Annotated in this window: 20 protein-coding genes and 1 pseudogene; 15 read left to right on the top strand and 6 right to left on the bottom strand. The window is 67.7% G+C overall.

The window, feature by feature from the left end; translation table 11 throughout:
- Positions 1-104: 104 nt before the first annotated feature.
- Complete coding sequence (locus tag AS031_RS10795) at positions 105-1,313, top strand: aspartate transaminase (protein WP_058268165.1); 1,209 nt, start codon at positions 105-107, stop codon at positions 1,311-1,313.
- Between the two features lie 31 nt (positions 1,314-1,344).
- Positions 1,345-2,040: a 4-carboxy-4-hydroxy-2-oxoadipate aldolase/oxaloacetate decarboxylase gene (locus AS031_RS10790; RefSeq protein WP_058268164.1), complete on the top strand. Its 696-nt coding sequence runs from the start codon at positions 1,345-1,347 to the stop codon at positions 2,038-2,040.
- A gap of 158 nt (positions 2,041-2,198) precedes the next feature.
- Here the strand turns inward: AS031_RS10790 and AS031_RS10785 are convergent, their stop codons facing one another.
- Positions 2,199-2,441 (bottom strand): hypothetical protein, encoded by a 243-nt coding sequence (locus AS031_RS10785; RefSeq protein WP_058268163.1) that lies wholly within the window; start codon positions 2,439-2,441, stop codon positions 2,199-2,201.
- A 131-nt stretch (positions 2,442-2,572) separates the two neighbouring features.
- Positions 2,573-3,523, bottom strand: a complete 951-nt coding sequence (locus AS031_RS10780) for a LysR substrate-binding domain-containing protein (RefSeq protein WP_058268162.1) — start codon at positions 3,521-3,523, stop codon at positions 2,573-2,575.
- A gap of 402 nt (positions 3,524-3,925) precedes the next feature.
- On the opposite strand from AS031_RS10780, the gene AS031_RS10775 reads away from it, so the two are divergent.
- The 11 genes from AS031_RS10775 to AS031_RS10725 all read left to right on the top strand — a co-directional run bounded on the left by AS031_RS10775 (position 3,926) and on the right by AS031_RS10725 (position 14,018).
- Positions 3,926-4,711 carry a LamB/YcsF family protein gene (locus AS031_RS10775; RefSeq protein WP_058268161.1) on the top strand — a complete coding sequence of 262 codons (786 nt, stop codon included), beginning with the start codon at positions 3,926-3,928 and terminating at the stop codon, positions 4,709-4,711.
- A gap of 2 nt (positions 4,712-4,713) precedes the next feature.
- Positions 4,714-5,430, top strand: a complete 717-nt coding sequence (locus AS031_RS10770) for a 5-oxoprolinase subunit B family protein (protein ID WP_058268160.1) — start codon at positions 4,714-4,716, stop codon at positions 5,428-5,430.
- Positions 5,427-6,440 carry a 5-oxoprolinase subunit C family protein gene (locus AS031_RS10765; protein WP_058268159.1) on the top strand — a complete coding sequence of 338 codons (1,014 nt, stop codon included), beginning with the start codon at positions 5,427-5,429 and terminating at the stop codon, positions 6,438-6,440. The genes AS031_RS10770 and AS031_RS10765 overlap by 4 nt, the downstream gene beginning before the upstream one ends.
- A gap of 41 nt (positions 6,441-6,481) precedes the next feature.
- Positions 6,482-7,822, top strand: coding sequence for an MFS transporter (locus AS031_RS10760; protein ID WP_058268158.1), 1,341 nt, complete (start codon positions 6,482-6,484; stop codon positions 7,820-7,822).
- Positions 7,823-7,906: 84 nt separating this feature from the next.
- Positions 7,907-8,662 (top strand): SDR family oxidoreductase, encoded by a 756-nt coding sequence (locus AS031_RS10755; protein WP_058268157.1) that lies wholly within the window; start codon positions 7,907-7,909, stop codon positions 8,660-8,662.
- A 73-nt stretch (positions 8,663-8,735) separates the two neighbouring features.
- On the top strand, positions 8,736-9,707 hold the full coding sequence (locus AS031_RS10750; RefSeq protein ID WP_058268156.1) for a 2-hydroxyacid dehydrogenase: 972 nt from the start codon (positions 8,736-8,738) through the stop codon (positions 9,705-9,707).
- On the top strand, positions 9,704-10,474 hold the full coding sequence (locus tag AS031_RS10745) for an SDR family oxidoreductase (protein ID WP_058268155.1): 771 nt from the start codon (positions 9,704-9,706) through the stop codon (positions 10,472-10,474). Before AS031_RS10750 ends, AS031_RS10745 begins: the two co-directional genes overlap by 4 nt.
- On the top strand, positions 10,474-11,565 hold the full coding sequence (locus tag AS031_RS10740) for an L-idonate 5-dehydrogenase (RefSeq protein ID WP_058268154.1): 1,092 nt from the start codon (positions 10,474-10,476) through the stop codon (positions 11,563-11,565). The genes AS031_RS10745 and AS031_RS10740 overlap by 1 nt, the downstream gene beginning before the upstream one ends.
- Complete coding sequence (locus AS031_RS10735) at positions 11,562-12,131, top strand: gluconokinase (protein WP_371325984.1); 570 nt, start codon at positions 11,562-11,564, stop codon at positions 12,129-12,131. The genes AS031_RS10740 and AS031_RS10735 overlap by 4 nt, the downstream gene beginning before the upstream one ends.
- A 70-nt stretch (positions 12,132-12,201) precedes the next feature.
- On the top strand, positions 12,202-12,798 hold the full coding sequence (locus tag AS031_RS10730; protein ID WP_141688805.1) for a TetR/AcrR family transcriptional regulator: 597 nt from the start codon (positions 12,202-12,204) through the stop codon (positions 12,796-12,798).
- A complete protein-coding gene (locus AS031_RS10725; protein ID WP_371325983.1) occupies positions 12,795-14,018 on the top strand; it encodes a DMT family transporter in 1,224 nt (407 codons plus the stop codon). Before AS031_RS10730 ends, AS031_RS10725 begins: the two co-directional genes overlap by 4 nt.
- Here the strand turns inward: AS031_RS10725 and AS031_RS20170 are convergent.
- The 3 genes and pseudogenes from AS031_RS20170 to AS031_RS10715 all read right to left on the bottom strand — a co-directional run.
- Positions 13,974-14,147 (bottom strand): annotated as a pseudogene (locus AS031_RS20170) (DUF3040 domain-containing protein); the annotation flags it as partial. The gene AS031_RS10725 and the pseudogene AS031_RS20170 overlap by 45 nt on opposite strands.
- A gap of 72 nt (positions 14,148-14,219) precedes the next feature.
- On the bottom strand, positions 14,220-14,798 hold the full coding sequence (locus AS031_RS10720) for a DUF488 domain-containing protein (RefSeq protein WP_058268152.1): 579 nt from the start codon (positions 14,796-14,798) through the stop codon (positions 14,220-14,222).
- A 78-nt stretch (positions 14,799-14,876) separates the two neighbouring features.
- Positions 14,877-15,923: an aldo/keto reductase gene (locus tag AS031_RS10715; protein ID WP_058268151.1), complete on the bottom strand. Its 1,047-nt coding sequence runs from the start codon at positions 15,921-15,923 to the stop codon at positions 14,877-14,879.
- A gap of 402 nt (positions 15,924-16,325) precedes the next feature.
- Between AS031_RS10715 and malQ the strand changes: the two genes are divergently transcribed.
- Positions 16,326-18,548 carry a 4-alpha-glucanotransferase gene (gene malQ / locus AS031_RS10710; RefSeq protein ID WP_058268150.1) on the top strand — a complete coding sequence of 741 codons (2,223 nt, stop codon included), beginning with the start codon at positions 16,326-16,328 and terminating at the stop codon, positions 18,546-18,548.
- 20 nt (positions 18,549-18,568) lie between these two features.
- Entirely contained in the window at positions 18,569-19,480 is a 912-nt protein-coding gene (locus tag AS031_RS10705; protein ID WP_058268149.1) for an SDR family oxidoreductase, read from the top strand.
- 68 nt (positions 19,481-19,548) lie between these two features.
- On the opposite strand, the gene AS031_RS10700 is transcribed toward AS031_RS10705, so the two are convergent.
- A complete protein-coding gene (locus AS031_RS10700) occupies positions 19,549-22,659 on the bottom strand; it encodes an alpha-amylase family glycosyl hydrolase (protein WP_058268148.1) in 3,111 nt (1,036 codons plus the stop codon).
- Between the last annotated feature and the right edge of the window lie 77 nt (positions 22,660-22,736).

Here is a 22,736-nt window from a genome sequence, read left to right as displayed (position 1 = left end):
CCGCTTATCTGTCCACGCACTTTAGGTCTTATCCAACCGGGTCCCCCATTCCCTACGCTCGAATGAACCACCCCCATCCGCACTGGAAGGCCCCGGAACAGATCATGCCCGAATTCGTGCCCGCATCCCGCGTCACCCGTATCAAATCCTCCCCCAGCGTGGCCGCAGCAGCCCGGGTGCGTGAGCTCAAGGCCGAGGGCCGGCGAATCCTGGACCTGACGGTGGGCGAGCCGGACTTCGACACCCCCCAGCACGTGAAGGACGCCGCCATCGCCGCCATCGGCCGCGGCGAAACCAAATACACGTCCGTTACCGGAACACCGGAACTGCAGAAAGCCATCCTGCAGACGCTCGAGCGCAAGACCGGGCAGCAGTACACGCCCGCCGAAATCACCATCGGCGGCGGCGGCAAGCAGGTCATCTTCACCGCCTTCATGGCCACCCTCAACGAGGGTGACGAAGTGGTCATTCCCGCCCCGTACTGGGTTTCCTACCCGGACATGGTCCTGGCCAACGAGGGCACTCCCGTGATCGTTCCCTGCTCCGAGGAGACGGGCTTCAAGCTCACCCCCGAGGCCCTGTCCGCGGCCCTCACCGAACGCACCAAGTGGGTTATCCTCAACACCCCGTCCAACCCCACCGGCGCCGTCTACTCACGCGAGGAACTCGCCGGCCTGGCCGCAGTCCTTGAGGACCACCCCTCCGTCTACGTCCTCACTGACGAGATCTACGACGAAATCAACTTCGGCGCCGAACCCATCACCGGCCTGGTGGCTGTGGCACCCGGGCTCAAGGACCGTGTACTGGTGACCAACGGAGTCTCCAAGGCCTACGCCATGACCGGTTGGCGCCTCGGCTACGCCGGCGGCCCGGCAGCCCTGGTGGCGGCCATCAACAAACTCCAGTCGCAGATGTCATCCTGCCCGTCGTCCGTCAGCCAGGCTGCCGCGGCCGCGGCGCTCACCGGGGACCAGTCCTTCGTGCGGGACAGCGTGGAGGTCTACCGCGAACGGCGCGACGCGGCAGTGGCCGGATTCAACGCGATTGAGGGCCTGCACTGCGCCACGCCGGACGGCGCTTTCTACGCCTACGTGAACTGCAGCGGGGTCATCGGGAAGACCGCCCCGGACGGCAGGATGATCAGCAACGACGAGGACTTCACCCTCTACCTGCTGGATGCCGCCTCCGTTGCCGTTATCCAGGGTTCCGCCTACGGCGTGGGCCCCTACTTCCGGATCTCCTACGCCACCGCACTGCCCGTCATCGAGGAATCCATCGCCGCCATCGAAAAGGCCGTCCTCGCACTGTCCTGAACCACCCCACCATCGCTTACAGGAGCAATCCATGATCCACGTCAAGACCAAGTTCGATCGTCCCTCGGAGGACGCCATCGAACGGCTCTCCAAGTTCTCGTCCGCCACCGTCCATGAGGCCCAGGGCCGCAAGGGCGCCCTGAGTTCCAGGATCAAGCCCATTGACCGCAGCATGTCCTTCTGTGGCCCCGCCGTCACCGTGGTGTGCGCGCCGCGGGACAACCTCATGCTGCAGGTGGCCATCCACTATGCCCAAAAAGGCGATGTGGTCCTGGTGTCAGCCGGCGAATACGAGGAAGCGGGAACCTTCGGCGACGTCCTGGGCAACGCCATGAAAGCCAAAGGTGTGGCGGCAATGGTCACCGACTCCGGCGTCCGCGACACCAAGGACCTGATCGAACTCGGCCTGCCCGTGTTCTCCGGCAGCGTCTGCATCAAGGGAACCGTCAAGGAAACCATTGGCCCCATCAACCATCCCCTGGTGTTCGGCGACGAAATCGTCTACCCCGGCGATGTCCTGCTGGGCGACGCCGACGGCGTGGTGGTGGTCCGCAAGGACGAGATCGAGGAAGTCATCAAGCTCTCGCAGGCACGAGTGGACGCCGAAGACGAACTGATCCGCCTCTATAAGGCCGGCGGCACCACCATCGAGTTGTGCAAGCTGACGGACGTCCTGAAGGCCAAGGGCCTGCTCGTGGAGGATGCCGAACTGGAGCCGGCACTGTAGCTCCCGCCATCTCATCCATTGCTGGGTAACTGCCGTTTTGACCTCTCATAACGGCAGTTACCCAGCAGTCGATTCTTAAAAGACGAGGCCCGGAGTTCAATCGGAACTCCGGGCCTTCCCCGTGCCGGCCTGCATTTCAACCGACGATGTGGCGGGTGTCAGTTCAAGCCGGGCAGGAGGTAGGCGGGCGGGCCCACCTGGGAGTCGTCCAGGTACCACATGGTGGAGCCGCGCTTGCCCGGCGGCATCATGCTGCCTTCGAACACGAACACCGGATCCGACGACGGCCCGTCTTCGGGCCGCCAGAATCCGTTCGCGGGGCAGTGCGAACCGGTGCTCGCTTTAAGCTGCACCCTTCTTTCCGAGGCTTTCCGGTATTGCAGGCTGGTGATCTTTTTCATGGCTGGGCTCCAAGGAATCTTTCCGGGTAATCGCCGCTGGCGGACCTTTATGGCTTTTATCCTAGGACTCCGTAAATTCCCTGCATAAGACCAATGAAGCATGGCCTGATAAGGGCCACTTATGCCCTGTATCAACCCTGCGCCTGGGTGGCGCCGATAATTGGCTGGTATTTGCTGCGCAGCATTTCCTGCAGCATTTCCTTGAGTACCAGCAGGACCGCCGAGCCTGCCTCGGACAACGGCTCGTGGTCCGGCGTGCACAGCGCGATCTTGCACTGCAGGGCTGGTTCCACGATCCGCAGGACCCGGAAGTCCTCCTCATGGAACAGTGCATCCGCCGCGGACTTCGGCAGGACCGTGGCGCCGAGGTCACTGCGGAGCAGCCTGGTCAGGGAAGGAACGGACTCCACTTCACCCACCAGGCGAAGCTTCAGGCCCTTGCCGTCGATACCGGCCTCCACCACCTGCCGCAAGGTATGGATCCGCTCCGGCAGGAACAGGCCCAGCTGCGCGGCTTCCTCCAGCGTGATGGTTCCGGCGTCAGGCCCCACCGGAAGCTCCCGTCCGGCGTTGACCACCAGGTACAGGTCCTCCACGATCAGCGTGGTGAACTGCGCGCCCCGGATGGGCCCGGGCTCGTAGATCAGGGCCATATCCAGACGCCCGTTCTTGATGGCCTCGCTCAGCACGCCCCCGTATATTTCGGTCAGGTGCAGGACGATGTCCGGGTAGCGCCTGTTCACCTCGCTGATGATCCGCGGGGTGAGGCTGGACGCCATGCTGTACGGGGCGATGGCAATGGAAACCCGGCCCGACGGCGCCGCCCCTGACGCTGCCACGTCGAGCCTGGCCTGTTCCACCAGCCGGAGGATGGTCTGGGAATGCCGGTACAGGGTATGCCCGGCGGCCGTTGGTTCCACGCCCTGCTTGCTCCGGATCAGGAGCCGCTGCTTCAGCTCGGTCTCCAGTGAGGACACCTGCTGGCTCAAGGCCGGCTGGGCCACGTGCAGCGCTGCGGCGGCCTTGGTAATGCTTCCTGAATCGACAATCTTCACGAAGTACGCCAGCTTCCGGGTGTCCATGGCGCTCCTCTTTCCGGCGGGGACGGCACAGTGTGCGGTGGAGGTCATACGTTGGCGCTATGGCGGGACAGGCATTACGTCTTTGTGTGATCCCAGTCTCGGGCATAGGTTAATTGCAGATGACTTTTCAATGACCAGGACATTCTATCCCCGCTCCGGCCATAGTGGTTTGCAATGACGGCATATGCATATTGCATGAATGCCACTATCCAAGATAGCCACATTCTTTTTACATTTACGAAACAAGCGATAAGTACATTTTCCGGTGTCGGAACAAATGTCCCAGGCAAACGGGTCATAACCGTCCCCTATCCCGTGACAACAATTACGTCTTTGTGTGAGTGAAGTCTCGGATGCCACACTTTTTTACACCCCCCAACACGCAGCAGAGGAAGGCCCGCAATGCCCACAGTTGATCTCGTAGCGGATCTTGGTGAAGGTTTTGGCGCCTACTCGATCGGCGACGACAAGGCCCTCCTGGACATCGTCTCCAGCGCCAACATCGCCTGCGGATTCCACGCCGGAGACCCGGACATCATGAACGCCACCGTGGCCGAATGTGTCCGCAAGGGAGTGGGCATCGGTGCCCACCCGAGCTTCCCGGACCTCCGCGGATTCGGCCGCCGTGCCGTGGACCTCACCGCTGACGAGGTCCGCAACGACGTTGTGTACCAGTTGGGTGCCCTGACCGCTTTCGCCGCCTTCCACGGCGGATCCGTCTCACACATCGCACCCCACGGCAGGCTCGGCAACCTCGTGGCCACCCGCGCGGACTATGCCGGAGCAGTTGCCGACGCCGCAGTCCGCGTCGACCCCCGCCTGATCGTGCTGGCCCAGGACGGCGAACTCGCAACGGCAGCCGCGGACCGTGGCCTGCCGGTCGCCATCGTCGGCATTGCCGACCGCGCCTACCAGCAGGACGGCACCCTGGTGCCCCGCAGCCAGCCCGGCGCCGTCATCCACGACCCCGCCGTCATCGTCGAACGCACCGTCCGCATGGTCACCGAAGGGCTCATCACCACGGCCTCCGGACAGGACATCGCCATCCAGGCGGACACGGTCCTGCTGCACGGCGACAACCCCGGCGCCGTCGAACTGGCCCGGCTCATCCGCAGCGAACTGGTCAACGCCGGCGTCACCATCGCCCCGCTGGCGCAGGTCCTTGCAGCGAAGCAGAAGGTTTCCTGACCATGCCCGCCCCCTCCACCCTGGACATCTACGAATCGGGAGACGCCGCCCTGCGCGTCGTGGCACGCTCCGGTGACGCCGACGCGGACTGGGCCACCGTCCACTCCCTGGCCGGCTGGCTGGCCACGGCAGGAGTCGACGGCGTCCACGGCGCGGTGCCCACCTACGACTCCGTCCTGGTCGAGTTCGATCCCTACCTGACGTCCGCACGCCAGGTCCGGGCCTTTGTGCTCCTGGCCATGCGCCAGCTGGACTTCGCAGGCACCGGCCGGCGGAAGCCGCGGCGCTTCGACGTGCCGGTGGTGTACGGCGGCAGCTACGGCCCCGACCTGGAACGCGTCGCGGAGCAGCAGGGATTCACCACGGCCGAGGTCATCGCCCGGCACACCGGAAAGACCTACGTCATCAGGTGCCTGGGGGCGCCCGCCGGCTCACCCATGATGGACGGACCGGAATTTCCGTTCCCCGTCCCGAGGCTCAAGGACCCGCGCCTGTCCGTACCCGCCGGAGCGGTCTCCGTGGCCGGGCGGCAGGCAGTGATCGCCCCGGCAAAGGCCCCCGGCGGCTGGTGTGTCATCGGCCAGACGCCGTTGACCGTCCTGGACGCCGCCCGCGAACCGCTGGTGCCCTATGTCCCCGGTGACGAACTGCGTTTCCGCCAGATAGCAGAGGCGGACTTCGACAGCTTCGCCGGGCAGTTCCTGGAGGCACAACCATGACCGCTCCACTCGTCATCCTGCAGCCGGGCAACTCGGTGGTCACGGACCTCGGCCGGACCAAAGGCCCCGCCTTCGGGCTTCCCGTCAACGGCGCCCTGGACCAGTTCTCGGCCAAGGCCGCGAACATCCTCGCCGGCAACCCGGACAACTCACCGCTGCTGGAACTGACCGCCCTGGACTTCCGGATGCGCGCCACCACCGATCTCCTGATCGCCGTGACCGGCGCGCCCCTGGACCTCACTGTGGGCGGCCGCACGTGCCCGCAGTGGGAACCTGTGTCCGTCCGGGCGGGCGAAACGGTGGCCGTGCGTGGCATCCACACCGGGCTCCGGGCCTATATCGCCGTCCACGGCTCGTTCACGGTGCCTGCCCTGCTGGGCAGCTGCGCGCCGGACACCGTGGTGGGGTTCGGCCTGAAACTGGAGGAGGGCACGGAGCTTCCCACCCGGGTCGCCACTGCCCCCATCACCCAGCCGCACTTCGGACTGCCGCTGTTCCGGCTGGGACTGACCCGTCCCGCGTTCAGCACGCACCCGGTCATCGACGTCACCGACGGGCCGGACGTGGACGAGTTCGGGGACACCGCAGACCTGCTGTTCACCTCGCAGTACACCGTCAGCCCCAGGAGCAACCACATAGGCCTGCGGCTCGGCGGGGCACTGCCCGAACGCCAGCTCAGCTCCGAAGTACTGTCCCGCGGCGTTCCGGTGGGGGCCATCGAGGTCCCCTCCCGGGACGAACTGCTGGTCCTTCACCGGGGACGCGGCGTTACCGCGGGCTATCCGGTCCTGGCAGTGGTCACGAGCCGCTCCCTGGACACCCTGGCCCAGGCCAGGCCCGGACACACCATCACTTTTCGAAAGACAACCGTTGCCCAGGCAACGGCCACCCACAGGGCAGCCTGCCTCGAACTGGACAGGCTGCGCAGCACCATCCAAACGGTCTTCGGACTCCTCGGCATCGGCGCCGGCGAGCGCTGGCATGAACTCAGCCCAGCGTCAGGAAGCTGAATCCCGTGAATGCTTTTCCCAAACCCACAAAGGAAAACAAGATGTCAACATCAACGAATGCGGTTTCGCCGCAGCATGACCGTCTGACTGCGAAGCAGACACGCAAGGTTGTCACCGCCGGATGCGTGGGCATCTTCGTGGAGCTCTACGACAACGGCATCTTCGCCTTCATGGCGGGGACCCTTGCCTTGGTCTTCCTGGCCCCGGGCAACCCGGACAACGCGCTGCTGTTCGTCTTTGCGGGCTACGCGGTGTCCTTCTTCGTCCGGCCCCTCGGTGCCATTGTCTGCGGTTACCTGGGCGACCGGATCGGCAGGCAGAAACTGCTGGTCTTCGTCATCATGCTGATCAGCGTGGCCACTGCGGGCATCGGCCTGCTGCCGCCGTACGCGGCGATCGGCATCGCTGCACCCATCCTGCTGGTCCTCCTCCGGCTGGTCCAGGGCTTCTCGGTGGGCGGCGAAGCCGCTGGCGCCATGACCTTCCTCGCCGAGCACGCCCCCGAGGGCAAGCGCGGCGTCATCACCTCCTTTGCCCAGATTGCCTCCTTCGCAGCACTGCTCACCGGCACCCTGGTTGCCTTCGCGATGTCCCCCTGGCTGACCCAGGCCGCGATCGACGGCGGCGGCTTCGGCTCCTTCGCATGGCGCATTCCGTTCCTGGTGGCCATCCCCATGGGCATCATCGGCTGGTACATCCGCCGGGCCATCAGCGACACCCCCAACTTCGAAAAGCTCAAGGAAGAGGGCGGCCTGTCCAAGAACCCGCTCAAGGAAGCCCTGGCCAGCCCGGTCCACCGCCGCGCCATGCTCCTGGCCCTGTTCATCCCGCTGATGAACGGCTCCGGCTACTACGTCCTCTTTTCCTACATGCCCACGTTCCTCAAGGGCAAGCAGCTGAACTTCACCATCGGTGAAGCCCTCCTGGTCACCGCGTGCAGCCTGGTGGTCATCTGCATTGCCATCCCGTTCATGGGCGCACTCTCCGACCGCCTGGGCCGCAAGAAGGTCATTGCCGGGTCCGCCATTGCCATGGCCGTCCTGGGCATCCCGTCCTACGCACTCATTGCCACCGGCGAGATGGGCCTGGCCATCCTCGGGGCCAGCATCATGGCCGTGATCTTCGCCGGGCACACCGCGGTCATCCACATCCTGCTCGTGGAACTGTTCCCCACCCGCGTCCGCTACTCCGCCTACGGCGTGGGCTACAACATTTCCTCGGCACTGTTCGGCGGCACCGCCCCGCTGCTGATGACCTGGCTGATCAGCAGCACCGGCAACATCTACATGCCGGCGTTCTACGCAGTCATCACCGCCCTGGGCACGCTGGCAGCGGTGAGCACGGTCAAGGACCGCGCCCACGAACCGCTGCGCGACGCCTGAGCCCCACCTTTTCCAGCAGGCCCTTGCGTCCGGCCTCCGCCGGACGCAAGGGCACGCACCATGCCCCACCCTTTTGGAGAACCGATGTCCTTTTCTGACTACACCACCGCCCTCGTCACCGGAGCCTCCACCGGCATGGGCGCCGCCATCGCCGAACGGCTCACCAAGCGCGGCCTGACCGTCCACGCCGTGGCCCGCAACTCCGAGCGCCTCGCCGAACTGGCCGACCGCACCGGCGCCGTCCCGCACGTGCTGGACCTGACCGACACCGCCGCCCTGGCCGCCGTCGTCAATGACCTGAAAGTGGATGTCCTGGTCAACTGCGCCGGCGTCTCCCGCCCCGGCAACATCCTGGACTCCTCGGAACAGGACATCGACGAACTCGTGGACGTCAACCTCCGCGGCCTGCTGCAGCTGACCCGCCTGGTCCTGCCCGGCATGGTGGAACGCGACCTGGGCCACGTGGTCAATATCAGCTCGATCGCCGGGACGTACAACTTCTACGGCCACACGGTCTACCACGCCACCAAGGCGGCCGTGCACCAGATCTCCCGGCAGCTGCGCAACGACACCGTGGGCAAGCGCATCCGCGTCACCGAAATCTGCCCGGGCCGGGTGGAAACCGAGATCTTCGGACGGAACATGGGCGGCAGCCCCGAGGCCATGGAAGAAGCCTGGAAGACGTACTACGAGGGTTACGAGTCGCTGACCACCGACGACATTGTCAATGCGCTGGATTACGCCATCGAATCCCCGCGCCACGTGAATGTTGGCATGCTTGAACTGATGCCCACGTTCCAGGTGCCCGGCGGCCTGACCTTCGACCGCCGCGAGGACTGAAGACCAGTACATCCCGCGATGCCCGGCACCGGGCACCGGACAACCACACCGAATAAACCGATAGGCCCCACCGATGCAGTTGATACGAACCGTCAGTTTCCCCGAACCCCAGCTCCTGGCCGACCTTTCCCCGCTCCCGGAGGGACTCAAGGGAGTGGTGTGGGACATGCAGGGCGAACCCGACGAGGCCCACGGCAGCATTGACGGGGTCATCCTTCCCTACCTCAACGCCGGGGCCGTCCTGGGAAACCTGGACAAGGTCCAGGACCTTAAGTTCGTGCAGACCCAGTCCACCGGGTTCGACGGCGTCCGCGAGGCAGCAGGGCCTGGCGCCGCAGTGGCAAACGCCTCGGGCGTCCACGCCGCAGCAACGGCCGAACTGGCCGTGGGCCTCATCTTGGCCAAGCTGCGCGGCATCGACCAGGCCGTACGGGACCAGCAAACCGAAAACTGGGCACCGCAGCGCCGCCAGTCCCTGGCGGACCGCCGCATCCTGCTGCTGGGCATCGGCGGCATCGGGCAGGAGCTGGCCCGCAGGCTTGAACCCTTTGAGGTGACGGTGACACGCGTCGGCAGCACCGCCCGCACTGACGGGCATGGCCAGGTCCACTCCTCCGCGGACCTGGAAAGCCTGGCCCGCGACCACGACATCCTGGTTTCCGTCCTGCCCCTGAACGATCACACCCACCACCTGGTGGGTGCCAGGGTCCTGGCCGCGCTGCCGGACGGCGCCCTGGTGGTCAACGTGGGCCGCGGCCCCGTCATCGACACCGACGCGCTCACCGCCGAGGTGGTCTCCGGCCGGCTGCAGTGCGCCCTGGACGTGGTGGACCCCGAGCCGCTGCCGAAGGGCCACCCGCTGTGGTCCACGGACAACGCCCTGATCACCCCGCACGTGGGCGGCAACGCCTCCGCCTTCGAACCCAGGATCCTCAAGCTCCTGAAGCGCCAGCTGGAGGCCCTGGCCGCCGGCGAAACCCCGGCGAACCTGGTCCAGCAGGGCCCCTTCCAGCAGGACGCCGCCAAGCAGGGAGCCTCAGCATGAGCGCGCTGTTCGACCTGACCGGCCGGGTCGCGTTGGTGACCGGTTCGAGCCGCGGCATTGGGTCCTCCCTGGCCCGGGCACTGGCCGACGCCGGCGCCACAGTGGTGCTCAACGGCGTCACCCCGGAACGGCTCAAGGAAGCCGAAACGGCGCTCGCCGCCCACTTCCCGCCCGGACGGATCACCAGCATCGCCTTCGACGTCACCGACGGCGACGCCGCCGCCCGCAGCATCGCCTGGATCGAGGAGAACGTCGGCCCGCTGGAGATCCTGGTCAACAACGCCGGCATCCAGCACCGCGTCCCCATGCTGGACCTGGACGTGGCGGACTGGGAACGGGTGATCTCCACCGACCTCACCAGCGCCTTCCTGGTGGGCCGGGAAGCGGCCCGGCACATGATCCCCCGCGGCCGCGGCAAGATCATCAACATCTGCTCCGTGCAGACAGACCTGGCCCGCCCCACCATCGCCCCCTACGTCGCAGCCAAGGGCGGACTGCGGAACCTCACCCGGGCCATGACCGCCGAGTGGGCCGCCTCCGGGCTGCAGATCAACGGCATCGCCCCTGGCTACATCCACACCGAAATGACCCAGAACCTGGTGGACGACGAACAGTTCAACTCCTGGATCCTCGGCCGCACCCCCGCCCACCGCTGGGGCACCCCGCAGGACCTCGCAGGACCGGTGGTCTGGCTCGCCTCGGCCGGATCCGACTTCGTCAACGGCCAAACAATCTTCATCGACGGCGGAATGACGGTGGTGGTCTGATGCCAGAAAACACTTTGCAGGACTCTGCGGCTGAAAAGCTGCCCGCCTCCGGCCCCGCCCTGGTAGCGCATGCGGCCGGAGACCTGCGCATCGACGACGTGCCGCTGGCTCCACCGGCCGAGGACCAGGCCGTCGTCGAGGTCCTCTACGGCGGCATCTGCGGCTCGGACCTGCACTACTGGCTGCACGGCGCGGCGGGGGAATCCATCCTGAAGGATCCCCTGGTCCTGGGCCACGAGATCTCCGGCATGGTGGTCCGCGCCGCAGCCAACGGCAAGGGACCGCAGCCGGGAACCGCCGTCGCCGTCCACCCGGCCACCCCCGGCCCCGGCGCGGCGAAGTACCCTGCCGACCGGCCCAACCTCTCGCCCGGCTGCACCTACCTGGGCAGCGCGGCCCGCCACCCGCACACGGACGGCGCGTTCAGCAGGTACGTCAACCTTCCCGTGCGGATGCTGCGGCCCCTGCCCGAGGGCATCGACCTGCGCACGGCAGCCCTGATCGAACCCGCGTCCGTCGCCTGGCATGCCGTGTCCCGGGCGGGCGATGTCCGCGGCAAGACCGCCCTGGTCATCGGCTCCGGACCCATCGGCGCGCTGGCCGTGGCTGTGCTCAAGCGCGCCGGTGCCGCCAGGATCACCGCGGTGGACCTGCACCCGAAGCCACTCGAAATCGCCACCGCCGCAGGCGCGGACCAGGTCATCAACGCCGCGGACACCGCAGCCATCGAAGCCGTGGAGGCGGACGTGGTGATCGAATCTTCCGGCAACCACCACGGACTGGCCTCGGCCATCCGCGGCGCCGTCCGCGGCGGCACCGTGGTGATGGTCGGACTGCTGCCCACCGGCATGCAGCCCGTTCCCATCTCGCTGGCCATCACCCGGGAGCTGGACCTCAAAGGCTCGTTCCGGTTCAACGACGAAATCGATGAGGTCATCGCGGCGCTTGCCGACGGGTCACTGCACATCGACCCCGTCATCACGCACGAATTCCCGCTCGCGGACGCCCTGCACGCGTTCGCGGTTGCCAGGGACTCCACCAGTTCCGGCAAGGTCCTCCTGAGCTTCGCCGGCAACGGGGACAGGACGTGACACCGCCGGCCTCCGCAGTCCGCCGGTTCCCGCCCGTGGTGGTGATGGGCGTGTCCGGTTGCGGCAAGTCCACGGTGGGTGCCCTGCTGGCCCGCCGCCTGGGCGTCCCGTTCCTGGACGGAGACGATTACCACCCGCCCGCCAACAAGGAAAAGATGGCCGCCGGCGTCCCGCTGACCGACGGCGACAGGGAGCCGTGGCTAGCGCGCATCGGGCAGCTCCTCGCCGGCGCCGGGAGCGCGGCAACGGACGACGGCGGTACGGCCCCGGCGCCCGTCGTCGCCTGCTCCGCGCTCAAGCGCAGCTACCGGGACCTTCTGCGCGGCACCGCACCCGGGACGGTCTTCGTCCACCTCTCGGGCGGTGCGGCAACCATCGCGGCCCGGATGGATGCGCGGGCCCACGAGTTCATGCCCCGCACCCTGCTCGAGTCGCAGCTGGCCACCCTCGAACCGCCGGCAGCGGATGAGGACCACATCCTCGCTGACGTCAGGCTGGAACCGGAGGCCATCGTGGACGCCGTGATCCTGGAACTGCAGTCCCGGACCGCCGGGGCCGCTGCATAGCACAAGGTTCCGCACACTGTCCTGGGTAGGTAGACTGGTCTACCTACCCAGGATTTCGTGAGGAGTGACCGTGACTGCATCCCAGGGCGTCGTGCCGTCCCGCCGGCCGGCCCGTAATCTTCTTCTCGAGGCTGCCGCCCGGCTCTTCTATGCGCAGGGCGTTGCCGCCACCGGTATCGACACCATCACTGCCGAGGCGGGAGTAGCGAAAAAGAGCCTCTACAACAACTTCTCGTCCAAGGCGGACCTCGTGGCTGCCTACCTCGCGGCCCGCCACGAAGAATGGCTGGGCCTCTACCGGGCACGCCTGGCCGCCGCCGACTCCCCGACGGCACGCGCGCTGTCGGTTTTCGACGCCTACCTGGACCACGCCAACGCCGCCTACGAGCATGGCTTCCGTGGCTGCGGACTCCTCAACGCAGCAGCTGAGCTCCCCGCGGGCAGCGCAGGGCGGGCTGCGGTACGGGAGCACAAGGAAGAGGTGGAAGCACTCTTGGCCGGCCACGTCCGTGAACTCCTTCCGGACGATCCCCGGCGGGCCGGGCGGACCGCCCGGCACCTGTCCTTCCTGCTCGAAGGCGCCATGTCCCGGGCAGGACTCGAAGGCGACGAGGCGTGCCTGCGCGACGCCCGGGGCATCGCCGCGGACATGCTGGCAGCCCTGTGACAGGCAATGCTACGCCGGGCCGCCCTGGCCCAGGCAGCCTGGCGTCAGGCAGCCTGGGTTCAGGCGGTTCCGGGACGGCGGGTAACCCCAAGACCCCGCTCTGGGGTGCCCTGTTCGTAGCTACTGCCTCCATCCTCTGGGGCACCACCGGGACCGCCGCCACCTTCGCCGCCGGGGTGGGTCCGCTGGCCATCGGTGCGGTGGCCATGGGCATCGGCGGCCTCCTGCAGGCCCTGACCGCGGCGCGGGCCATCCGGCGGCAGTGGCATGGCATCCTGCGGCAGTGGCAGCTGGCTGTCCTGGGCGCTGTGGCTGTTGCTGTGTATCCGCTGGCCTTTTACAGCTCCATGGACCTGTCCGGCGTGGCGGTGGGAACGGTGGTGTCCATCGGCTCGGCTCCCGTGGCGGCGGCGCTGATTGAACGGTTCGCGGACCGGAAGCCGCTGACCCGGCGATGGACGGCCGGTGCGCTGCTGGGGGTGGGAGGAGCAGCCGTGCTGTCCTTCGCCGGCCACAGTCCCGAAACGCCTGCGGGAACGGTGGCCGCCGGTTCCTGGTCCTTCACGGCGGGGATCCTGCTGGGCCTGCTGGCCGGCGGCACCTATGCCCTCTACTCGTGGGCCGTGCACCGGATGATCGGCGGAACGGTTGTCAACGCAGGCAGCGGCACCATTGCCGGCGGCGTCACGTCGCGCGCCGCCATGGGATGCGTCTTCGGCCTGGGCGGGCTGCTGCTCATGCCCGTCCTTGCCGCCACCGGCGCACCCCTGCTTGCCTCCGGAACAAACTTCGCCGTGGGCGCCTACATGGCACTGGTGCCGATGTTCGCCGGCTACGTCCTCTTCGGGCTTGGCCTGGCCAGGGTCAGGGCCAGCACCGCCACGGGCATCTCCCTGCTGGAAACGGTGGTGGCAGCCGCCCTCGCCGTGCTGGTGGTGGGGGAGCGGCTGCCGGCACTTGGCTGGCTTGGCGCCGCCGTCGTGCTGGGCAGTATGTTCATCCTGGCGCCGCGGCACGCAGGCCGACGCGGGCGGTCCGTTGCGTCCCCGGACGCGTCAGCCGATGGTGCGTCCGCGGTGCCGGCTGCCCCGCACGAGGGACCGGTTCAGCAGCAGGCAGGCGCCAAGTGCCAGCAGCAGGACACCGACCACGACGGCGGCCACCTCCTGGCTGCCGATGCCCGCCGCGACGATCGCGAATGCCAGCAGGCACACCAGTGAGCCTGCGATCAGGCCCGGCGGAACGCGGCGGGACGGGTAACCGGAGAGCAGCTCCATGGCCAGGTGGGGATCGTCGGCGATCAGCCCGAGCTCCAGTTCCTTGAGCAGCCTCCGCTCCTCTTCAGACATTGGCATTGGATGCCCCTGGATTCCATGAGACGCGGGTATCGCTTTCGACGGTAAGAGTGTTCCCGCGCCCAGTCAAGGGTTTGGCCTGGCGGCCGGGCACGGGCGCGACGGTCCGGAGGGGGCCTGCCCGTCCACGGCGTCGTAGACCAGTCCGCCGTCCAGTACCCGGACGCCCAGGGTTGGGACATGCGGCGTCGTCCGGCCCGGGGGCATCAGGTGTTCCACCGGCTCTTCGGCGAGGAGGACGCAGTGGTCGGCGATGAGCCTGCGGTGGCAGCGCCACCACACTGTCTCGCTGCACATGATGGCCGTCTGTTCCTGCCGGGCGCCCGCCAGCAGTTCAGCGGCGGCGGCACCGAAGGCGGCCGACCGCATCCAGCCGGCATAGGCGCGGAAGGAATCGTTGCGCAGCGCCACATCGGGGGAGTCCGGACTGGGCTTCCGGAAACCGCCAAGCCGCTGCTCCCAGCGGTAGCTGATTCCGGCGTCGGGCAACCATTGCGCCATCAGGTCCTTGCCGAAGTGCGGGTACTTCCGGCTGCCGGGGCCGATCCGCACGTCCACCAGAGACGTCACGTCCGCCGCTGCCAACAACCGGGTGAACTCCTCCTGCGAGGCAGTGCCATGGCCAACCGTGAGAAGCGCCCTCATCCAAGCCATCTTAGGCCGGGGGGGGGCTGCGGGGGCTCCCGGGGCTCCGGAGGCTGAGGAGACGGGGGCCGCCCGAAGCTACCGCCGCCGCAGCTCCGCGAACTCAATGGACGGGACGATCGCTCCGGCGTCCCGTTCCACAAAGTTGGTTCCCGGGGGCACCAGCTCGTCGATGGCGTCCAGCACGTCCTCGCCGAGCCGGACGTCCGCCGCCCGCAGGTAGGCCTGCAGGTGCTCACTGTTGCGGGGGCCGATAATAACGCTGCTGATGGCGGGATGCGTCAGGGCGAAGCCCAGGGACAGGTCCACCAGGGACAGCTCCAGCTTGTCCGCCAACCTGGCCAGCGCGTCCGCGGCGTGGAGCTTGCGCTCGCTGGAGGGACCGGAGATGTCATACCGGCCAGGCAGCGAATGCACCCGCGTGGGCGCCTTGCTTGCTTCCAGGGTGAATTCCCCGGACAGCCAGCCGCCCGCCAGGGGGCCGTAGGCGAGGACGCCGAGCCCGTACTGCTGGGCAATCGGGAACACGTCACGCTCATTGCCGCGGACCAGCATGGAGTAGGGCACCTGGTTCCCGAGCGGCGGGATCAAGTGGTTGGTGGTGGCCAGCCACTGCGCTTCCACCAGCTGCGCAGGGGTGAACACTGAGGTGCCGTAGTAGAGGATCTTGCCCTGCCGGATCAGGTCGTTGAGGGTGGTGATGGTTTCCAGGACGTCGGTGTTGTAGTCCGGCCGGTGGGCCTGGTAGAGATCGATCCGGTCCGTTTGCAGCCGGCGGAGGCTGCCCTCCACCGCCTGCGTGATCCAGCGGCGGGAGTTGCCGGAATGGGCCGGGTTGGCGCTCATTTGGCCGTGGAACTTGGTGGCCAGGAAGACGTCGTCGCGGCGGCCGCGGAGGGCGCGGCCCACCACCTGTTCCGATTCGCCCTGTGAGTAGACGTCCGCGGTGTCGATGGCGGTGATGCCGGAGTCGAGCGCCTCGTGGATGACACGGATGCTTTCCTCGGCGCCAGTGGGCGCCCCGTGCGGTCCGCCGGTGCCCTCGCCGAAGTTCATGGTGCCAATGGTCAGTTGGCTGACGGGGGTGCCCGAACGTCCGAACACCCTCAATTCGCTGAGGCTCATCCCCGGTTCCCTCCTGTTGCCTGTATATCCATAGTTGCCGCTGCCTGCGGCCCTGCGGTGGTGCGTGCCGTCGGACCCGCACGGCCGGGCAGTGGCCCGCTGGGCCGCGGCGTGGCGCCGTGAAGCCGCAGGCCGGCAGGTCCCCCTTGGTCGTCACGAGGCTACACAGATTCGTTTCCGCCCGGCGGAATCCCGCCTTGTTCCTTCTCTTTTCGACGCGCGGAGTAACGGAACGCGTCCGGGATGACGTTTTGTGGCGTGCGGGCTGTTTCCGGACACAGTTTCATCCCGCGGCGGCACTGCAATAATCTGAACCAACGGTTGTGCGCGGGGGTGCAAACGCCCGGTGCAACATGCAGCACTGTAAGTTCAGGCCCATCACACCAGACGAGGCGGACACGCATGACGGCATCAGAGCAGCAGCAGGCACTACGGCGGGATGTGCCCGCGGAACCATTGGCGGCAGGGACCGGCCCGGCCGCCGGCGGAGACGCCCTGGATACCCACTTGCTGCAGCAGCTGGCCGACGCCCACGGGGTGGGAACCTCCTTCCAGGGCTGGGACGGGCTGCCGCATACGGTCGCCGAAGGGACACTGGTCAAGGTGTTGGGCGCCCTGGGCGTTCCTGCCCATTCCAACGAACAGATCCGCGCCGGGCTGGAAGAGGCGGAGCTGGCTCCCTGGCGGCGGATGCTGCCTCCCGCCGTCGTCATCCAGCAAGGCGAACCCGCGCAGGTCCCGGTGCACGTGCCGGACGGCGCGTCCGTGAGCCTGCGCATCAGCCTCGAGGGCGGCGGCACCCGGGACGCGGCCCAGCAGGACGTATGGGTTCAGCCGCGGGACGTGGACGGTGTCTCCATCGGCCGGGCAACGTTTGCCCTGCCGGAGGACCTGCCGCTCGGCTGGCATACGCTCCACGCCGCCTCCGGAAGCCATACCGCGGAGGCAACGCTCGTGGTGACCCCGGCACGGCTGGACACCGCCCGGGACCTTGAAAAGCGCCGGGGCTGGGGCCTGGCCACACAGCTTTACTCCGTGCGGTCCAAGAGGTCGTGGGGCATCGGCGACTTCGCGGACCTGGCCGATCTGGCCGCGCTCAGCGGAGCCCGGGGCGCCGACTACGTGCTGGTCAACCCGCTGCACGCTGCCGAACCCGTGCCGCCGGTGCAGCCCTCACCGTACTCGCCATCCACGCGCCGGTTCTTCAACCCGATCTACATCCGCATCGAGGCCATCCCGGAGCTCGCCTACCTGCGGCCGCGGCGCCGGGCATCCCTGGAGAAACTCCACGAAGAGGTGGCCGGCCTGAACAAGGACGGCGGGCGGCTGGACCGGGACGCTGTCTACGCGGCCAAGCTGCAGGCCCTCGAACTGCTGTACCACACGCGCCGGTCACCGTCCCGGCAGGCGGCGTTCGACGAGTTCTGCCGGATTGCCGGTGCCGGACTGGACGACTTCGCCCTGTGGTCGGCCATCCGCGAAGACACCGCACCAGGCGATCCCCTGTGGGCGGACCCGGCCTTTTCGCTGGGCTCGCCCCAGGCGGAGGCGCTGCGGGAGAAGCTCGCGGACCGGATCGGGTTCCACCGCTGGCTTCAGTGGATCTGCGATGAACAGCTCGAAAGCGCCCAGCAGGCCGCGCTGCGGGCGGGGATGCGGCTTGGCGTGGTGCACGACCTGGCGGTGGGGGTGGACCACAGCAGCGCCGATGCGTGGACCCTCCGCGGCGTGCTGGCGCCTGCCACCAGCGTCGGCGCCCCGCCGGACATGTACAACCAGCAGGGCCAGGACTGGGGCCAGCCCCCGTGGCATCCCGCCCGGCTGGCCGAGGCAGGCTACCGGCCGTTCCGGAACATGCTGGCCACGGTCCTGCGGCACGCCGGCGGCATCCGGGTGGACCACATCCTGGGCCTGTTCCGGCTCTGGTGGATCCCCACCGGCAACGCCCCCGGCGACGGCGCGTACGTCAAATACGACCACGAGGCCCTGATTGGCATCCTCGCGCTGGAGGCCCACCGGGCCGGAGCCGTGGTCATTGGCGAGGACCTGGGCACGTTTGAGCCGTGGGTCAGGGACTACCTCGCGGCCCGCGGCATCCTGGGCACCTCCATCCTCTGGTTTGAGTACGACGGCGACTCTCCCCTTGCGCCCGAAAAGTACCGCACGCAGGCGCTGGCCAGCGTCAATACCCATGACCTTCCGCCCACCGCCGGATACCTCGCCGGCGACCACGTGGCGCTGCGGAGCACGCTGGGTCTGCTGGAACGGTCCGAGGCGGAGGAACGTGCGGAGCACAACGCCTCGCTGGAGAAGATGTTCGCGCTGCTCCGGGAACGGGGGTATCTGCCGGAAGCCGGCAGCTCCGCCGAGACTGAGGCGCGGACCATCGAAGCCCTGCACCTGCTGCTGACCCAAACGCCGTCGGTACTGCTGGGGGTGGCCTTGGTCGACGCAGTGGGGGAGAGGCGGGTCCAGAACCAGCCGGGCACCACCGAAGCCCTGTACCCGAACTGGCAGGTCCCGCTGGCCGGCCCGGACGGCAGGCCTGTTTTCCTTGACGACCTTCCCGCCAACGTGCGGTTCAACTCGCTGCTCGCGGCGGTGGAGGGGGCCCTGCACAACTAGCCAACCGTGAGGAGAATCAAATGAGTGACGATGGCCCGGTACTGGTAATCGGCGGTACGGGCATGCTCGGCGGCCAGGTGGTCACCGCACTGGTGGACAGGGGCAAGCCGGTGCGTGCCCTGGTACGGCCCGGTTCGGATGCCTCCCGGCTGGAATCCCTCGGCGTGGAAATAGCCCGCGGGGACATGATGGACCCCCGGTCCCTGGACCAGGCGATGGCGGGAGCGGACGCCGTGGTGACATCAGCCGCCGGATACACGCGGCACCGCAAGGGCGACACTGCCGCCACCGACACCGAGGGCAACTCCAACCTCGCCGCGGCAGCATCCCGGGCCGGCGTGCGGCGGTTCGTCCTCACCAGCATCCTGACCTGTGACGAGACTCCGCAGGTGCCACACTTCTGGCACAAGAAATTGATGGAGGACCACCTTGAAAGCCTGGGCGTACCTTTTGTGGCGCTCCGGCCGGGGGCCTTCCTGGACCAGGTGACACGCTTCGGCGGGGACCCGGTCGCGAAGGGCAGGCTGATGTGGTTCGGGTCGCCCACCATTCCCATGACATTCGTGCTGACCCCGGACCTTGCCGGGTACCTGGCCGATGCCGTGGACGCTCCCGGCATCGAGGGGCAGCGCATCGATGTCGGCTGGGACCGGCCGGTCCGGATGAAGGACGTGGCAGACCTCCTGGGCCGGCTCACCGGCAGGAAGATCAAGGTCCGGTCAACACCCGTCGGTGTCCTGAAGGCTGCAGGCCTGGTGGCCGGGCGGGTCAACCCGATGGTCAAGGACATGGCCTCGATGATCGAGTGGTTCCAGACCGGCCGTTACGTGGCAAATACCGGCAGGCAGCGTGAAGTGTTCGGCCCGCCGCCCACGGCCGAGGACGCAGTCGCCCGGCTTGCCGGCCTGCTCGGGCATCCGGTCACGGGCTAGCGCACGGCGGGGCCGGGACAGCCTGGGTCTCCCACGCTGTCCCGGCCCCGGTGCCTTGCAGGCCTTACCTATCCCGCCGTAATCAGGTGGGTGAAGTGGTCGTACCGGAAGGTGACCGGGCCGCCGTCGTGGTCAAAGGTGATGTTGGCACCCGGGGAAACCCCGCCGGCGCCGTAACTGACGTTCCAGGAGCGGTCCAGGGCAGCCTTGAACTCGTAGCTGCCGGCCGGGAGGTCCGGCACTGACAGCTTCCACACCAGGTCTGCCGGGTCGAGGACGAGTTGGGCCTGATCGCAGGCCGGCTCCCAGTCCCCGGCACAGCCCAGCTCGCTGTCCATGCTTCCCGCCGCGGCCACCGCGCCGGGCTGCTGCGAGGCGTAGACCGTGCTGAGCAGGTGGGTGCTGTTGTCATAGCGGAAGGTGACCGGTCCGCCCGGATGGTCCAGGGCGATGTTCGGTCCGTCCAGCTCACCGTCTGCGCCGTAGTTTTCGGTCCAGCCGCCGTTGAGGGCTGCCTTGAACTCGTAGCTGCCTTTGGGCAGGTCAACAGTCAGCCGCCAGATCCGGTCAGCCGGATCAAGGACCATCTGCGCCTGGGAACACGCAGGATCCCAAGGCGCGGCGCACCCCATTGCCTGGTTCAGCGATCCCGCCACGGCGACGGCATCGGGCTGTGGTGCCTCGCCCACGGTGACCGTCCGGATCCCGCTGGCCACCGCGAAGCCGGGCCCCGCCATGGACGCCCTGTACTGCACGCTGGTGCCGTCGGCCACGCCGGAAACATCATCGCTGGCCGTGTAAGCAGGGGACGAGTCGTCCGTGCCGATCACCGTCCAGGCGCCGCCTGACACGCTGCGCTCGAACGTGACCACGTGGCTGGGCTTCTCCGGGTCTGCCGTGGCGCTGAGCTCCACGGTCCCTTGCACGCTGCTGCCCTCCGCAGGTTTCTGCAGCGTCAGTACGGGCGCCGGGACGTTCGCCTGGCGTGCCTGGCTGGTGGCGGTGTGGCCGCCGTTGTCCAGGACGGTGGCGCGGTACTCCACGGGGGTGCCGGCGTCCAGCGCCGCGACGTCGTGGAACACCTGGTACGGCGCGCTGTCATCGGTGCCGATCGTTGTCCAGTCCCCGCCTGCCTGCCTCGCCTCGAAGGTGACCTCATGGAACGAAGCACCGTCGACGTCGGCCGTCACCTGGAGCCGGCCGTTGTCGCCGGGAGCCGGCGCCGGGTCTCCCAGCACGACGGCGGGCGCTGCTTTGGAGTGCGGGATGCGGCCGGCGGACTGGTACACCACGGCAGAAAGCGGCGGAACGGTGACGGCCAGTTTCGCGTCTGGCGAGGTCTTGGCCTCTGGCGCGCCGTCGCCGTAGATGCGCGTGTAGGTGCGCTTGGCGATGTAGGTGGGGATGTCGGCTGTCTGGACCTGTTCGCTGTTGTTCAGGGCCACGACGTATTCGCGCTGGTCCTTGGCGTCCGTGCGGGAGAAAGCGTAAATGCCTGGCCCGTCGGCGGCGTACCGGTCCTGCTGCGCCCCATTCCGGAGGGCAGGATGCTCCTTGGCCAGGGCAGCGAGCTCACGGATCTTGGCGTACAGCGGGTGGCCGGTATTGAAGTTGTCCGTGGCGTGGGTGGCATCGGTTCCCAGCAGGTCGTCGTCCAGGTACTCCGGCACCAGGCTGGCGAACATGGTCTGGCGGGCGTCCTGGTCACCGCCGGGGCCCGTGAAGCCCTGTTCGTCACCGTAGTAGATGACGGGGTTGCCGCGGGAAAAGTACATGAGTTCGTGCGCCAGCCGGTCGCGGGCCACTTTCTCGGTGTCCGTGGCGTCGGGGTTGTCGGCCGCGATGAAGCTGCCGATGCGGCCCATGTCGTGGTTGCCCAGGAACGTGGGGAGCTGGTAGGCGTTCGAGTCGGCGTCCGTGTACCAGTCATCACCGGCGAAGAAGGCCTGCAACGCTCCGGCGTCCTGGCCCTTTGACGCGAAGTTCCGTGCAGCGTCCTGGAACGGGAAATCCAGGACCGCCTGCATCTTGTTCCGGGTGGTGAACTGGGACGTGAAGCTCTTGGTGGTGTCGAAGACCTCGCCAAACATGAAGAACTCGTCCTTGCCCTGTTCCCTGGCAAAGCTGAGGACGTCCGGGCCGAAGTCCTGCCAGAACTCGTCGTTGACGTGCTTCATGGTGTCGATGCGGAAGCCGTCCACGCCGAAGTCACGGATCCACGCCTTGTAGATGTCCTTCATGCCGTTGACCACGGTGGGGTGTTCAGTGAAGAGGTCGTCCAGGCCGAAGAAGTCGCCGTAGGAGGAATCCTCGCCGGTGAAGGTGGTGTCGCCACGGTTGTGGTACAGGGCGGGATCGTTGAGCCAGGCCGGGACTTTCAGGTCCTCCTCGCCCGGCTCGAGCACTGGCCGGTAGGGAAAGGATGTGGCGGCATCCAGCTCCGGGAAGGTGGCGGATCCGGCGTAGTCGCGGTCGTCGAACTCCTCCCCGGCGGCCGTCTTGTAGGGGGCGGCGTCCTTGGAGACGTAACCCTTGCGGGCTCCTTCCTGGTACCCGATGACGTCGGCGGTGTGGTTGGTGATGATGTCGAAGTAGACCTTCATGCCGCGCGCGTGGGCGTCGTCGATGAGGGCCTTCAGTTCGGCGTTCGTGCCCAGGTGCGGGTCGATCTGGGTGAAGTCCGTAACCCAGTAGCCGTGGTAGCCGGCGGACTTGTCCTCGGGCTGAACGGCCTTGTTCTTGAAACTGGGGGTCAGCCAGATGGAGGTGGTGCCGAGCCCCTGGATGTAGTCGATGTTGTTCCGGAGGCCCGCGAGGTCGCCGCCGTTGTAAAAGCCCTTCTTCGTGGGGTCGAAGCCGGACACCATGGGGTCCGCGCCGAGGCCGCCCCGGTCATTCGCGGCGCTGCCGTTGCTGAAGCGGTCCGCCATCACGAAGTAGAAGTTTTCGTCGGTGACGGGTGCCCGCAGCGAGTGCCCGGCCGCCGAAGAAGGGCCCTTGGACCCGGGATCCTTCGGACCCGGGGCCGCTGCGGCCGGAAGGGACGTGGCTGAGAATGCGAGGACCGCGGCGGCCAGTCCGGCGGCGGTGCGCCGGACGGCGCCGGAGCGGGGCCGCCTGGGTGGGGGCGGCGCCGTTTGGGCGCGCGGCGGCGCGCTGTTGGGGGTGCGGTGTATCAAGGGTGAGACCTTCCTGGTAGCGGCACTGCTGTACAGGTTGCTGTTCGGCAAGGGTGTGCGGCCCGGGGCCGCATGAT

Source organism: Pseudarthrobacter enclensis, assembly GCF_001457025.1.
Taxonomy (GTDB): Bacteria; Actinomycetota; Actinomycetes; order Actinomycetales; family Micrococcaceae; genus Arthrobacter; species Arthrobacter enclensis.
Note: the sequence above shows the minus strand (reverse complement) of the source record. Positions and strands in the feature narration are given on the sequence as shown.